A 14679-nucleotide genomic window follows, 5' to 3' on the forward strand; every position below is an offset into this window, starting at 1 on the left:
AAACGATAAACGAGTACCGCAGCCTGAACAGCTGCGGTATTTTTTTTACTTATAAAGAACGGAGTTATTTGAATTGGCTTTGTTCTTAAATTAAAATTGCGTTTCTTACCTGAAATAAACGAAACGAACATACATGCCCAACGGACAAATGACCCATTCACTGGCCGCACCAATCGCCCAGCAGGAAAGAATTACGATAATCGACAGCCTGCGGGGTATCGCCATACTGGGCATATTGCTGATGAATATACCCGGTTTTGGCCTGGCTCATTCAGCTATCTTCGATTTTTCATTGCAACCCCAGGGTGATCTCAATTATGTTTTCTGGTATGTTTTCGGCCCGGGCGTTTTTGAAGGTAGTATGAGAGGGATTTTTTCTATGCTTTTTGGCGCCGGTATGTACATTTTTGTGACAAGGCTGGAAAAAAGAACAACCGGATTGATGCCGGCTGAACTTTTTCTCCGCAGGCAATTGTGGTTGCTGCTATTTGGAATATTCCATGCCTATGTATTACTGTGGTTTTGGGATATACTGTATCATTATGCCATCTGTGGAATCGTGCTGTTTGCTTTCCGCCGCTTAGCACCCAAATACCTGTTAATAGGAGCTGCTGTATGCCTGGTGCTGATGACAGCCAGGGAGAACAGGGATCTCTACAAAAAGAAAGATATAATAGCAAAAGGAGAGATCGTTGCGGCTATCGATACCACAAAAATAAAACTCACCGATATACAGAAGGAACAACTGGGTGCCATGAATGAGTTTAAGGATAAAAGTAAACCCGAAGAGAAAAAGAAAAAGATGGAAAGGCAATTGCAGGAAGTGAGAGGCGGCTATGCTGAATTGTATGAAACAAGAAGTAAAATGGCCGAGGAAGGACAAACAATGGCCATGTATTACTGGGCGATTTTTGATGCACCCTTGTTTATGTTCATTGGCCTCGCTTTTTTTAAACTACGTATTTTACAGGGTGAGGCAAAAACAAAAGTATATGCATGGATGGCCGTTATCGGGCTTGGTGTGGGTTTACCCCTGTCGTATTTATTCGTCACCTTTGATGTGAATTATAATTTCAACTGGTTTGAGATCGTGAAGAACAAACAATTCGAGTTTTATGAACTGCAGCGCCTCATTCATTCCATCGGCATATTCGGCTTCATCATGCTGCTGTACAAATCGGGCCTGTTTAAATGGCTGTTTGCCCTGATGCGGCCCGTAGGGCAAATGGCTTTTACCAATTACCTGATGCAATCCGTTATATGCAACATCGTTTTCCTGGGCATTGGATTCGGATTATTCGGACGCCTGGAATACCACCAATTGTATTATGTGGTTGCTGCTGTATGGGCCGTAGAAATAATCTGGAGTCATTTGTGGTTACGATACTTCCGGTTTGGCCCCATGGAATGGATATGGAGAAGTTTGACCTATTGGAAAAGACAGCCGCTTAAAAAAGATAAAATGACCGGTGTAATAAATACTTAGGCCATTGCTGCCATCTTGTTATACTTGTTCCGGTATTCAACCGGGGTAAGGCCCGTGATCTTTTTGAACGTGGTGCGGAAAGCTTTTGTATCGGTATAACCCACATGGTACATCAATTCATTGATGTTCCTGCGGCTGCTTTCAAAACTCCGCTTGGCAGCTTCTATCTTTATCCGCTGAATATATTCCAGCACCGAGTTGTTGGTGGCCAGCCGGAACCTTCGTTCAAAACTTCTTCTGCCCACAGCCACTTTGGCTGCCAGTTCATCTACGTTCATTCTTTCCTCAATATGATGCTCAATGTAATCCTGCGCTTTTTTTATGGCTTCGTCCTTGTGTTCTTTCTGTCCTTTGAATATGGCAAAAGCCGACTGGCTGTTGCGGTCAATATCAATGGCAAAATATTTTGAAACCAGGATGGCCGTTTCCCGGTCGGTGTATTTTTCAACCAGGTGCAACAGCAGGTTCCAGTAGGAGTTGGCACCCCCGCTTGAATAGATCCCGTTATCTTCGGTAACAATGCTTCCGTCCTGTACGTCCACTTCGGGAAACATTTCCCGGAATTCGTTGGTAAAACCCCAATGCGTTGAACATTTTTTCCCGTTCAGCAAACCCGTAGATGCCAGTAAAAAAGCGCCAACACAAAGGGATGCTACCTCAGCGCCTTTCTTATATTGCTGAACGATCCAGGGCACCAATACCTTATTTGCCTTTACAGCCCCGGCCATATCGCCAAACAAAGCAGGGATGAAGACCAGGTCGGTCTTCTTTACATCCTTCAGTAATTTATCCGGGTGAACGGTGTATTGGCCGCCGTTGAGTTCAATTTGTTTTTTGGTTCCCACCAGTTGCAGATCGAACAGGGGCTTTCTGCCCGACAGGGTCAGGAACCGGTTGACGGCGCTGAAGCAGTACTGCGGATCGGCAATGGCCTGCATAACCGAACTTTCCGGTACCAGGATGGCTACTTTTTTCATACCTTAAAGGTAGAAAATAATCTGTCGCAAACAGCCCCCGGATTGTCGTTTTTGCACAGCACAATATAAATACAGCCGCCGTATGTTTGTACGGTTAAAATAAACGATCATTCTAAAAATAACTACAATGACAACTGCCGGAAAAACAACCATCACCATCGAAGCAACCGTAAATGCTTCAGCCGAAAAAGTATGGAAGGTCTGGACAAACACCGAATACATCACCCAATGGAACAACGCCTCACCCGACTGGCATACAACCCGGGCTGAAAATGACCTGCGGCCGGGAGGAAAATTCCTTTCCCGGATGGAAGCAAAAGACGGAAGCATGGGCTTTGATTTCTGGGGAATTTATGATGTGGTGAAGCCACATGAATATATTGAGATGACCCTCGGGGACGACCGGAAGGTAAAGATCTATTTTAAAGGCAGCGGCAATCAGACACATATCGTGGAAACATTTGAAGCAGAAGGAGAGAACCCCATCGAGATGCAACGGGCCGGCTGGCAGGCAATATTGGATAACTTCAAACAATACACCGAAACAAATTAATAACCGCCAAAAAAATTACATGACCAATCAAATTCATCCTTGCCTTTGGTTCGACGGCCAGGCACAGGAAGCAGCCGGATTTTATTGCGGTATTTTTAAGAACTCAAAAATAACCGTAGACACTCCCATGGTGGTGAACTTTGAACTGGCGGGAAAGAAATTCATGGGCCTGAATGGCGGCCCGATGTTCCGTTTCAACCCGGCCATTTCTTTTTTTGTAAAATGTTCATCCGCCGAAGAAACAAACGAGGTCTGGAACAGGCTGATCGATGGCGGCAACGCATTAATGCCGATCGGGAAATATCCCTGGAGCGAACAGTATGGCTGGGTGCAGGATAAGTTTGGACTTACCTGGCAGGTGATGGCACACTATGCAGCCGGGACCGAACAGACCATTACGCCATCCATGTTGTTTACGAATGCCCAATTCGGCCGGGCAGAAGAAGCCATCACTTTTTATTCTTCTGTTTTTGAGAATTCTTCCACCGCAAGGATGGAGCGTTACCCGGCGGAAGATGCTGCAAATGCGGGTAAACTGATGTATTCCGAATTCAGCCTTGGCAACTACGATCTCATTGCAATGGATGGGCCCGGCGGGCACGATTACATCTTTAATGAAGCCATATCCTTTGTGGTGAATTGCGGGAACCAGGAAGAGATAGATCATTACTGGAATAAACTCACCGAAGGAGGATCAGAGAGCATGTGCGGCTGGCTGAAAGATAAATTTGCTGTGTCCTGGCAGATCGTTCCGGCCGTATTGGGCAAACTGATGACCGACCCGGACAGGTCCGGGAGGGTGACGCAGGCCTTCATGCAGATGAAGAAATTCGATATTGAAAAACTGATGAACGCTTAATTAACGTGACGGCCAGGAAAGGAACAGCAAGGATATGCAGCAATGGCCACCGCTATTACAAAAGCAGCGGTTGTTTGACCTGCCCGGTTTGTGAACAGCAACGGAAACCGGAAAGCGGCTTTTTTTCTTTGCTACCGGCACCGGCAAGAAGGGCCCTGGAAAACAAAGGCATTAGAAACCCGGAACAGTTGTCCGGTTTCAGTGAAAAGGAAATACTTGCATTGCATGGAATGGGAAAGACATCCATGCCCTTATTGAAAGGACTATTACTTGAAAAAGGATTGACCTTCAAAAAATAAATGTATGCTCACATTACGGTTCAACATGAAAATAAATGCACCCCGGGAAAAAGTATGGCGTGCATTATGGGATGACCGGGCCTACCGGGAATGGACCTCGGTTTTCACCGCCGGCTCTTATGCCAAAAGCGACTGGAAGGAGGGGAGCCGCATTGATTTCCTAAGCCCCGGCGGCAGCGGCATATTTGCGGTCATTGATAAACTGGTGCCCAACACCCAAATGACCTTTAAACACCAGGGGGAGATAAAGAATGGAGAAGATGTTACCGGCAGCGAATGGGCCGGTGCCCTGGAAAGTTATTTCTTATCGGAAGAGAACGGGCAGACCATTTTGAATACGGAGTTACAAACCACCGATGACTTCCAGCAATATTTCAAGGACGTATTTCCAAAAGCCATGGAACTGGTAAAGCAAATTGCCGAACGATGAGAGGCATCAGCAGCTACCTGACCTTTGCCGGGAACTGCAGGGAAGCCATGTTGTTTTATAAAGAATGCCTGGGCGGTGAACTGAGCCTTCAGACCATCGGGGAATCACCGTTATCGGAAAAGATGCCCCCGCAGATGAAAGACTCCATTCTTCATTCCACCCTGGCAAAAAAAGGTTTTGTACTGATGGGTTCAGATATGGTAAGCAAGGAAGGATTGATAAAAGGCAATGCCGTTTCAATGATGCTGAACTGCAGCAGTGAAAAAGAAATAAGGACCTGTTATGAGAATCTTTCGCGGGAAGGTAGAACAGAACATCCGCTGGAGATCACTTTCTGGGGGGCATTGTTTGGCGACCTGACGGATAAATACGGCAATCACTGGCTGCTTCATTTTGACAAACAAAAAAAATAAACCATGCAGGATATACGCATAAAAGACATTGACAGCTACCTGGCCCTGGTGCCTGTCCATATACGGCCCCTGCTTGAAAAGCTGCGGCAAACCATCCGGAAGGCAGCGCCCAAGTCCGAAGAACTGATCAGTTACGGGATGCCGGCATTCCGGTACCACGGCATACTGGTCTATTTTGCCGGCTTCAAAGACCATTGCAGTTTTTTCCCTGGCAATGCATCGCTGATAAACGAAATGAAAGACGAATTGAAGGGTTTTAAAACATCGAAGGGAACGATCCGGTTCAGCATTGATAACCCCTTACCGGCCTCCCTGGTGACAAAGATGGTGAAGACCCGGGTGAAGCAGAATCTTGAAAAGAAAAAGCAAAGCAGGCAAAAGCGAAATAAATTAACGGTTCATTCCTGCCTGCTTTTTATATCTTTACGGAAAGCTTTTTATGAAAGCCTTTCTTTTAATTTTATCTTTTCTCCCCGCCTTCTCCGGGTACGCACAAAAGGTGGTTGATGTGAGTAAGAACAACCTGCCCAATACAGCAGGCCTTTATTATGCCGTTGGAGGCCAGCCCTTCCTTAACTACAAATATGTGCGGGTGATGGAAGGCACTCCCTATTTCAAAGAAGAATGGATGGGCGGAAAAGTGATCATGAGCGGTGGTTATGCATACGACAGTGTTTACCTGCGCCTCGACCTGATGGAAAACAGTTTACATTACATCGGCCAGGATGGCCAGGAGATGATCTCCACTTCCCCGGTGAGAAGCGTTATACTTTCTGATTCTGCTACCGGCAATAAATATAGGTTTGTAAACTCGGATTATTTACCCGTTTCCGGCAAGGTAGAACAAGGTTGGTACCAGGTACTGGATACCGGCCAGGTCACCCTGTACAAACGCTATGTAAAGGTCATTAACGAAAATAAACCCTATAACGCTGCCACCACCGAACAGCGGGTCATAACGAACGGGCAGTATTTCCTGGTGATCAACAGCGTCTTTACCCCCGTTAAGAAGTTCAGGGATATTCCCGGGGTATTCCCCGAAAAGAAAGAGGAACTCAAGTCCTTCATCAGCATGAAAAACCTGTCTGGCAGATCGGATGCAGATTATTCCGCACTCATCAGCTATTACAACAGCATCACTGCAAAACAATAATGACAGGCAAAGTTTATTTTGTCTTCCACTTTCCGCTCCGCAGGTAAATAAAGGATATGATGAAGATGCTGAACCAGTAAACCAGTTCATTGCTCCATGCCATCGCCAGGGATATGTAATCTACTTTTATGAAATACCAGGTATAAACCAGGTAAACGGTAATGGCAATGATCTCGATCAGCAGGTTCATCCTGGTCTTGCCCGTACCGGTAACCCCGTTCAGCCATATATTGGCAATGCTCATCAGTAATAAACCCAGGCTGACCACCCGTAATACCGGTATTCCCTTTTGCACAAAGTCGGGCCCTTGTCCAAACACCCCAAAAAATGTTTCCGGGAAAATATTAATGAGCAGGCACATGGCCACACAAAAACCGATGCTCAGCATCATGATACGGGTGATGGCTTCCAGCACTTTGTCTTCCCGCTTTTGTCCCATCAGGTTACTCACCATAACATTGGTGGTGCTGGCAAAGGCCCACACAAAAACACCCGTAAGCCCGAATACGTTGCGCATGGTATTGCTGATGGCTTTGGCGGTCTCGTCGTGCAGGCTTTCGATCAGGATAAAGAATACCAGCCAGGTGGTAACGCTTATCACGTACTGAAGCATCAGGGGAGCCGATATGTTGAGTATCTGCTTGGTTATTTTTTTATCGTATGCATAACTTTTCAGCAGTCCATATTGCTTTTTCAGGCCGGTACGGAACAGTACCAGCAGCACCACGATCATCCCGATCACTTCCGCGATCACAGAAGCATAGGCAGCGCCGTTGAAACCCAGGGCCGGGAAACCAAAACGTCCTTTGATGAGTAAGTAGTCAAGCACAATATTTACGGCAGCCTCACAAATAAAACCGATCATCAGGTAGCGGCTGTTGAGCGATGCCACTAAAAAGGCATTGCCCATCTGGAAAAGGAATAAAAAAGGCAGGCCAATGATCCGGATCTTTAAAAACTCCATTTCCACCGGGTATGCCTTCGGATCAGCCACCTGCTGCATGATGAAGGGCGCAATGAACCAGGTAAATAATATGCCGGCCAGTGCAAACTGCAGGCAGATGCGTATGCCCTGTGCAAGGATCACTTTGAAAGCATCGCTGTCATCGCTTCCTGCATACCGGGCAAATACCGCCTGCAATGCATTGTTCAACCCATGCCCGGCCACGGCAAAGATCAGGTAGAACACGCCCGTGATGCCTGCATTGCCCAATGCCTCGGTGCTTAAATTTCCCAGGAAGATGCTGTTGGTAAGCATGTTTATCTGGGGAATAAGAATGGCAAGGGTTATAGGTAAGGCAATTGACAGTATCTGTTTATTGGTAACCTTAACTTTTAAATCCCGGGTGACTGCTGTACTTTCCATAAAGTCAGCAAAATTATCTTATTTTGTCCCCCCAAATACAAAATGTGAACCCATCTTTTAATATACAGGCCCCAAAGATTTATACCAACCCGGCCCAGTTGTTCATAGAAGCAGGCCCGATGGGTATTTCCTTCGTCATTCTTAATACCGGTGATTGTTTCCAGGCAGTGGTCATGTATGCTTTTCCCAATAAACTGACCGAAGCAGAAGTGAATGAAGAACTGGAAGATATCCTGAAAGGGGAGCCGCTGATGAAGAAGCAATATAAAAAGATCCATATCATCTGGACTTATCCCGAAAGCATCCTGGTGCCGCCGGATCTTTTTGACCGGGACAATAACGCGGCCATGCTGAACCTTGTTTTTGGCGATGCGGTAAAAGGGAATGTTCAGCACGAATTCCTGTACAAGCATAACCTGCACAATACCTACCGGGTTCCGGGAAGTGCAGCTAAAATTTTTGAAGAATTGCTTCCGTCCGCCACCCAAAGCCACCAGTATTCCTTACTGGTTGACCAGCTGCGGAAGGGAGGCAACGAACTCTTTGTTTTGTTTTACACCGGCAGTTTAACGCTGATGCTTTGTAAAGACGATAAACTGCAGGTGATCCGGAACTTTACCTACAATACCCCGGAGGATATCATCTATCACCTGCTGAATGTTTGCCGGAGTTTTGACGTGGAGCCCGAAACAGCCAAACTACGCCTCAGCGGGATGGTGGATAAAAGATCGAACCTGTATGCCGCCGTTTACAAATATTTCCTGCAAATAGAATTTGAGAACCTGCCTGCCAATTTCACCGTGGCAGAAGAGTTGAAAAGCCAGCCTCCCCATTTTTTCAGTCATTTATTTTACCAGGCACTATGCGTATAATAAGTGGCATACACGGCGGCCGGAGGATCAACCCGCCGGCTAAAATGCCCCATACCAGGCCCACTACCGATATTGCCAAAGAAGGGCTGTTCAATATCCTGCAGAATAACCTGGATATCGACACCTTGAAAGTACTGGATCTTTTTGGGGGTACCGGCTGCATCAGTTATGAACTGGCCAGCAGGGGAGCACCGGAAATTACCATCGTGGAAAAAGATGATAAAATGTATGACTTCATTAAAAAGACCGCTACCGAACTGGGATTTGAGAATTTTAATGTGGTCAGGTCGGATGTGTTCCGTTTTATGGATACAACCAACCAGCAATACGATCTTATTTTTGCCGGTCCGCCCTATGCCCTTACTACCATTGATGAGTTACCAAAGAAGGTATTTGAAAAGGGCCTGTTAAAGCCGGGCGGCTGGTTTGTGCTGGAACATACACCGAGAAATGATTACAAGAAATCTGAACATTATAAAACAGAACGCAATTATGGCAGCACGATCTTCTCTATCTTTATAAATGATGCGCATTAGCAATGACCTAATGACCTAATGACCTAATGACCTAATGACCTAATGACCTAATGACCTAATGACTAATAACCAATGACCCTTAAACCCTTAAACCTTTTAAACGACCCATAACGATGCTCCGTAGTTTCAGATACCTGCTGTTCCCCTTCTCGCTTATTTACGGAGCGGGAGTATGGCTTCGGAACAAACTGTTTGATAAGGATATCCTGAAATCATCATCCTTCAATTTCCCGCTTATCTGTGTGGGCAATTTAGCGGCAGGCGGCACCGGCAAAACTCCCATGACGGAATACCTGGTAAGGCTTTTAAAGAATGACTTTAAAACCGCCACACTCAGCAGGGGCTATAAAAGAAAGACCGTTGGATTTGCCATAGCCAATGAGCATACAACGGCACTGGAGATCGGGGATGAGCCCATGCAGTTCCACCAGAAGTTTCCCGACGTGGTGGTGGCCGTGGGAGAGGAAAGACTGGTGGCCATACCACAATTGCTGCATGAACGGCCCGGTACACAGGTGATCATTTTAGATGATGCTTTCCAGCACCGGCAGGTGGTGGCCGGTCTTAATATCTTACTGACCGATCATTCGGACCTGTACACCAGGGATTTCATGCTTCCCTCCGGCAACCTGCGGGACCTGAGAAGCAGCAGCAGGAGAGCCGATATCATCATTGTAACCAAATGCAATGCAGACTTACGGGAGACCGAAAAAAAAGAAATACTTGCAGAAATAAACCCAACAGCCAGGCAGACCGTTTATTTCACCACGATCGTGTACGGCAAACCCTACCAGCTTTTCAGTAAAGAAGAACTGAATATCACCCATGACCATGCGGTATTGCTGGTATGCGGCATCGCCAATCCCTCGCCGCTGAAGAAACAGCTTACCGATACCGTTCACACATACGATATGCTGCGTTATGACGACCACCACATTTTTCACAGCAACGACCTCCGGGACATCAAGCAGCAGTTTGAAAAAATGAAAGCCGAAAAGAAGATCGTGTTAACAACGGAGAAAGATGCGGTGCGGCTGGAAAAATTCGTGAACGAGCTGAAAGACTTCCCCATCTACGTGATCCCGATAAAACATTCCTTTTTATTCGGCGGCGCTGCAGATTTTGAAACCCGGGTAAAACAGTTTATCCATTCATTTAAATAAATACCATCCGGGTTGTATCTTGCCTGTAATACATTCATCATGCGGCTGCTTATTTTATTCCTGTTATTACATGCAGATTGTTTTGGCCAGCAAAGGCCCAACATCATTTATATCATGAGTGATGACCATGATGCGGATGCCATCAGCGCCTACAATAAAAAATTCATCCATACACCCAATATTGACCGGCTTGCCAAAGAAGGCGTTCTATTCACCCGTGCCTTTGTAGCCAATTCCATCTGTGGCCCGGTAAGAGCCACTGTAATCACCGGGCAACATTCGCACAAGAACGGGATGAAGGATAACCGTACAAGATTTGATTCCTCAAAGATCACCATGCCCAAACTGATGCAGCAGGGCGGTTACCAGACCGCCCTCATCGGCAAATGGCATTTGCATTCTTACCCGACCGGCTTTGACTTTTGGAAGATACTTCCCGGGCAGGGCCTGTATTTTGAACCCAGGTTCATTTCAATGAAATGCGATACCAGCACCTACCATGGATATGCCAGTGATGTGATCACGGGTGAAGCCCTCCAATGGTTAGATGGCAGGGACCGGGGCAAACCCTTTCTGATGCAGCTTCATCACAAAGCGCCTCACCGGTATTTTTTTGCACCGCTTAAGTACATCGAACAGTTTCACAACAAAACATTCCCGGAACCCGCCACGCTTTATATGGATACGGCAGGCCGTGGTACTGCATGGCGCCTGCAGACCATGAGTATCCTGCACGACCTGAAACTCTGCAGCGACCTGAAAGTTGATCCAAAATATTTAATGGATATCCCGGAACTAAGGCCCGATTCTGCCGATATTGTTTATTACCATGCGATCTTCAACCGCATTCCGGAACCCGGCAGGAGCAGCATCAAAAAGATCTATGAGGAAAGAGGAAAACTATTGCAGCAACTCAGGCCAACGGGAAATGAACTTTTAAAATACAAGTATCAATGGTACATGCAGGACTACCTGGCCTGCGTGGCTTCTGTAGATGAGAATATAGGAAGGGTGCTTGATTACCTGGATAAAAATGATCTTACAGAAAATACCCTGGTCATTTACACCAGCGACCAGGGGATGTACCTCGGGGAGAACGGGTGGTTCGACAAACGCTGGATGTACGATGTGTCGATGCAGGCGCCGCTGATGATGCGCTGGCCCGGTCACATCAAACCAAATTCTGTAAATACCAATATGGTGCAGACCATTGATTATGCCCCCACGATCCTGGGTGCTGCCGGTATCGTGGTTCCGGCCTGGATGCAGGGAATAGACCTGGTACCGGTCATTACCGGCAAACAGAAGACCCTGTCCAGGCAGAATCTTTATTATCATTTTTATGAGTACAAAGCCGACCATACAGTTTTGCAACACCTCGGCATCCGGGGCGAACGATACAAACTGATCTATTTTTATACTGTAAATGAATGGGAACTGTATGACCTGAAGACCGATCCGGATGAACAAAAGAACCTGGTGAACTCAGCATCACACCAGCATATAGTACGGCAGATGAAAAAAGAGCTGCTCCGGTCAAGGAACCAGTACGATGACCATGAACCCGCCGGGGAACTGCGTTGAACAGAAGAGGCTGATCCCTGCGGTAATTATTTACCTGCTCACCGTTGGTTTTTGTATTTTACAACGTCTAAACTAAAATCGCACCGCCTTTGACTGAAGAGGAATTGCTTTCCGGCCTCCGGAACGGGGAGGAGCCTGCATTTAAGGAATTGGTTACCCTGTTCCAGGATAAGGTATTCAATACAGCCCTCGGCTTACTGCAACATCATACCGAAGCCGAAGATATTGCGCAAGAGGTTTTCATACAGGTTTACCGTTCTGTTCAGCAATTCAAGGGTGATTCTCTTTTATCTACCTGGATTTACCGGATCACCGTAACCAAATCACTCGATCACCTGCGGAGCAAAAAAAGGAAGAAGCGCTTTGGTTTTTTAGGCAACTTGTTTGGGGATGACAATAAGCCTGTGTATGAACCGGAAGATTTTAACCACCCGGGGGTGCAGCACGAACGGAAAGAAGACGCAGCCCTGCTTTTTAAACTGGTGGATGCACTGCCCGGGAACCAGCGTACCGCCTTCATCCTGAACAAAGTCGAAGAACTAAGTTACCGGGAAATAGCAGCTATATTAAATACTTCAGAACCCGCCGTAGACTCCCTGCTGCAGCGGGCCAAACAAAACCTGCGGAAAAAGATAAATGAATTACCGCCATAGCCGCGAAGGTTTTTATAAAAAACGACATCTAAACTTATAACAGGTAAATTTTGATAATGGAAAACAATACGTCAGATCAGCGCACGGAACGGATACTAAAAAGTCTTGACGGGCTGCAAAGATCAGCCGCCCCCGGTTTTTTTTATACCCGGCTGCTGGGCAAAATGCAAAACGAGCCGGAGAAAAAGCAGGCACTTGTACTCAGGCCGGTATTCATCACCGCAACGCTTTCGGTCTTGTTGCTGGTAAATATCTTTTCACTTTTTGAAATGGGCAAAATACCCGGACAACCTGCTGTGGTGATCCAAAACGATCAGCCGGCCGGCATTGAAAGCTTTGCAAAAGCCTATAACCTGAACCCGGGATCTGTGTACGAATAAAGTTTACAACATGAACAATTTTACAAACAACCGCTGGCTTCCTGTTATAACATTGCTGCTGATCACAGCCAATATTGTAACGCTGGCTTTATTATGGACGCATAAAAGTTCAGGCGGGAAAGAGGATGGAAAATTACCGCCACCGCGGGGACAGGTCTTTGAGTTCCTTACGCATGAATTAAAATTAGACCCTTCGCAGCAGGAAGCATATAAAAAACTGAGAGACGAACACCAGGCAGGTGTACGTGCCATCCGGGACAGCATTCAGAAAAAAGCAAAAGAAGCCCTGTTTGCTTTGTTGAAGAAACCCGGTGTTTCCGATTCTGAAATACATGTATACAGCGGCCGGGCAGCAGCAGCCGACCAGCAGTTGGATGAATTTACCTTTTATCATTTTCAGAAACTAAGGGCTTTGTGCAATAAGGAACAGCAGGATAGATTTGATGAGATCATCCAGGATGCGTTGCGCCGGATGGCACCCGGGCGGCAGGGGCCACCACCAGGCATGATGCGGCCGGAAGATGGGCCACCGCCGCCGCCGGGCAACTGATCAAAACATAAATACACTGAGAGAACCCTAAACCATTAATTATATATGTACCAGAAAAAAACGATCGTTATCAGTATCCTGACCCTGGGTGCTTTTACTTTCCAGTATTGTTCAAAAAGCAGCGATACGGTCACCCCGGTTACACCCGCAGATCCCTATGCAGCGATCAAAGCAACCTTTGGCACCAGCATCGATCCCAACAACCTGGCTAATTATGCCAACCAGGGCAAACCCAACTACATTGTAAAGGAGAATGCCGGGGGCGCTGCCATTTCCAATGCAAAAGCTACATTGGGTAGGGTGTTGTTTTACGATAAGAACCTGAGCATTGATAATTCCATTTCCTGCGCAAGTTGCCACAGGCAGCAGTTCGCCTTCAGTGATACGGCCATCGCCAGCAAAGGTGTTGCCGGCGGCTTAACAGCAAGACACTCGATGCGACTGGTCAACACCCGTTTTGCCGTTGAACAGAAATTCTTCTGGGATGAACGTGCAGCCACCCTGGAAATACAAACCACCAAACCGATACAGGATCATGCCGAAATGGGTTTCAGCGGGCTGAACGGAAGGCCGGGACTGCCCAACCTGCTGGTAAAACTGCAGGGAATAAATTATTACAACGAACTCTTCAAATTTGTTTACGGCGATATCACAGTAACCGAGGCCCGCCTGCAGGAATGCCTGGCGCAGTTTGTACGGAGCATCCAGTCCTTCGATTCAAAATATGATGCGGGCAGGGCGCTGGTTGGAAACGACGGACAGCCGTTCCCCAACTTCACGCCTGTTGAAAATATGGGAAAGCAGGTATTTATAAATCCTCCTGTGTTTGATGCAACCGGTAACCGGGTAAACGGTGGGGCAGGATGCAATGGCTGTCACAATGCACCGGAGTTTGACATTGCCCCCAATTCGGGCAACAACGGCATCATTGGAAGGATCCCTCCTCAACCCGGCATTGACATAACCGTTACCCGGGCGCCCAGTTTACGGGATCTTACCAATACGGCCGGGATCGTGAACAGCCCCTTCATGCATACAGCAAACCTCGCTACATTACAAAATGCCATCGGGCATTACAATACCATCAATATCGCCCCGGGCAATACCAATCTCGATCCAAAGCTCAGGCCAAATGGTTTTGGACAGCACCTGAACCTAACCGGCCAGGAGATGAATGCACTGGAAGCGTTCCTGAGAACCTTATCGGGCACCAATGTGTATATTGATAAAAAATGGAGTAGTCCTTTTTAACCAGAGGCTCTGTCATGCTGAGCCTGCCTGCCGGAAGGCAGGGTACGAAGCATCCCTGCAAATCATCCGTATTGTTTTATTTCGGTGGGATTCTTCGTATCGCAGAGTGACAAAAATCCGTTTTAATCCGCATCAATCAGCGTTATCCGTGTTT

At 46.9% G+C, this 14679-nt stretch carries 18 protein-coding genes; 16 read left to right on the plus strand and 2 right to left on the minus strand.

Annotated features, from left to right (window positions below; translation table 11 throughout):
* Positions 1 to 133: 133 nt before the first annotated feature.
* Positions 134 to 1486, plus strand: a complete 1353-nt coding sequence (locus IPJ02_01960; protein MBK7374362.1) for a DUF418 domain-containing protein — start codon at positions 134 to 136, stop codon at positions 1484 to 1486.
* Here IPJ02_01960 and IPJ02_01965 read toward each other — a convergent pair.
* Complete coding sequence (locus IPJ02_01965) at positions 1483 to 2463, minus strand: helix-turn-helix domain-containing protein (GenBank protein ID MBK7374363.1); 981 nt, start codon at positions 2461 to 2463, stop codon at positions 1483 to 1485. The two genes, IPJ02_01960 and IPJ02_01965, sit on opposite strands and share 4 nt — an antisense overlap.
* A 127-nt stretch (positions 2464 to 2590) precedes the next feature.
* Between IPJ02_01965 and IPJ02_01970 the strand changes: the two genes are divergently transcribed.
* Genes IPJ02_01970 through IPJ02_02000 form a run of 7 tightly spaced genes read left to right on the plus strand, consistent with a single transcriptional unit; the run spans position 2591 to position 6170 of the window.
* A complete protein-coding gene (locus IPJ02_01970) occupies positions 2591 to 3016 on the plus strand; it encodes an SRPBCC family protein (GenBank protein MBK7374364.1) in 426 nt (141 codons plus the stop codon).
* A 19-nt stretch (positions 3017 to 3035) separates the two neighbouring features.
* Complete coding sequence (locus IPJ02_01975) at positions 3036 to 3875, plus strand: VOC family protein (protein ID MBK7374365.1); 840 nt, start codon at positions 3036 to 3038, stop codon at positions 3873 to 3875.
* Positions 3876 to 3880: 5 nt separating this feature from the next.
* A complete protein-coding gene (locus IPJ02_01980; protein ID MBK7374366.1) occupies positions 3881 to 4174 on the plus strand; it encodes a hypothetical protein in 294 nt (97 codons plus the stop codon).
* Between the two features lie 4 nt (positions 4175 to 4178).
* Positions 4179 to 4604, plus strand: coding sequence for an SRPBCC domain-containing protein (locus IPJ02_01985; GenBank protein ID MBK7374367.1), 426 nt, complete (start codon positions 4179 to 4181; stop codon positions 4602 to 4604).
* Positions 4601 to 5017, plus strand: a complete 417-nt coding sequence (locus tag IPJ02_01990) for a VOC family protein (GenBank protein MBK7374368.1) — start codon at positions 4601 to 4603, stop codon at positions 5015 to 5017. Before IPJ02_01985 ends, IPJ02_01990 begins: the two co-directional genes overlap by 4 nt.
* 3 nt (positions 5018 to 5020) lie before the next feature.
* Positions 5021 to 5524, plus strand: a complete 504-nt coding sequence (locus tag IPJ02_01995) for a DUF1801 domain-containing protein (GenBank protein MBK7374369.1) — start codon at positions 5021 to 5023, stop codon at positions 5522 to 5524.
* 1 nt (position 5525) lies between these two features.
* Positions 5526 to 6170, plus strand: coding sequence for a hypothetical protein (locus tag IPJ02_02000; protein ID MBK7374370.1), 645 nt, complete (start codon positions 5526 to 5528; stop codon positions 6168 to 6170).
* A gap of 13 nt (positions 6171 to 6183) precedes the next feature.
* Here IPJ02_02000 and IPJ02_02005 read toward each other — a convergent pair whose 3' ends face one another.
* Positions 6184 to 7536, minus strand: a complete 1353-nt coding sequence (locus tag IPJ02_02005) for an MATE family efflux transporter (GenBank protein MBK7374371.1) — start codon at positions 7534 to 7536, stop codon at positions 6184 to 6186.
* 44 nt (positions 7537 to 7580) lie between these two features.
* On the opposite strand from IPJ02_02005, the gene IPJ02_02010 reads away from it, so the two are divergent.
* The 8 genes from IPJ02_02010 (at position 7581) to IPJ02_02045 (ending at position 14525) form a co-directional block, all read left to right on the plus strand.
* Complete coding sequence (locus tag IPJ02_02010; GenBank protein MBK7374372.1) at positions 7581 to 8408, plus strand: DUF3822 family protein; 828 nt, start codon at positions 7581 to 7583, stop codon at positions 8406 to 8408.
* Positions 8399 to 8944, plus strand: a complete 546-nt coding sequence (locus IPJ02_02015; GenBank protein ID MBK7374373.1) for an RsmD family RNA methyltransferase — start codon at positions 8399 to 8401, stop codon at positions 8942 to 8944. Before IPJ02_02010 ends, IPJ02_02015 begins: the two co-directional genes overlap by 10 nt.
* A gap of 113 nt (positions 8945 to 9057) precedes the next feature.
* Entirely contained in the window at positions 9058 to 10107 is a 1050-nt protein-coding gene (gene lpxK, locus IPJ02_02020; GenBank protein MBK7374374.1) for a tetraacyldisaccharide 4'-kinase, read from the plus strand.
* A 39-nt stretch (positions 10108 to 10146) separates the two neighbouring features.
* Positions 10147 to 11691: a sulfatase gene (locus IPJ02_02025; GenBank protein ID MBK7374375.1), complete on the plus strand. Its 1545-nt coding sequence runs from the start codon at positions 10147 to 10149 to the stop codon at positions 11689 to 11691.
* An 89-nt stretch (positions 11692 to 11780) separates the two neighbouring features.
* Positions 11781 to 12344 (plus strand): RNA polymerase sigma factor, encoded by a 564-nt coding sequence (locus IPJ02_02030; protein MBK7374376.1) that lies wholly within the window; start codon positions 11781 to 11783, stop codon positions 12342 to 12344.
* Between the two features lie 56 nt (positions 12345 to 12400).
* Complete coding sequence (locus IPJ02_02035) at positions 12401 to 12724, plus strand: hypothetical protein (GenBank protein MBK7374377.1); 324 nt, start codon at positions 12401 to 12403, stop codon at positions 12722 to 12724.
* Between the two features lie 10 nt (positions 12725 to 12734).
* Positions 12735 to 13274 (plus strand): periplasmic heavy metal sensor, encoded by a 540-nt coding sequence (locus IPJ02_02040; protein ID MBK7374378.1) that lies wholly within the window; start codon positions 12735 to 12737, stop codon positions 13272 to 13274.
* A gap of 45 nt (positions 13275 to 13319) precedes the next feature.
* Entirely contained in the window at positions 13320 to 14525 is a 1206-nt protein-coding gene (locus IPJ02_02045) for a cytochrome-c peroxidase (protein MBK7374379.1), read from the plus strand.
* The last annotated feature ends 154 nt before the right edge of the window (positions 14526 to 14679 follow it).

It is taken from the genome of Chitinophagaceae bacterium (genome assembly GCA_016710165.1).
In the GTDB taxonomy this organism is placed as follows: domain Bacteria; phylum Bacteroidota; class Bacteroidia; order Chitinophagales; family Chitinophagaceae; genus Ferruginibacter.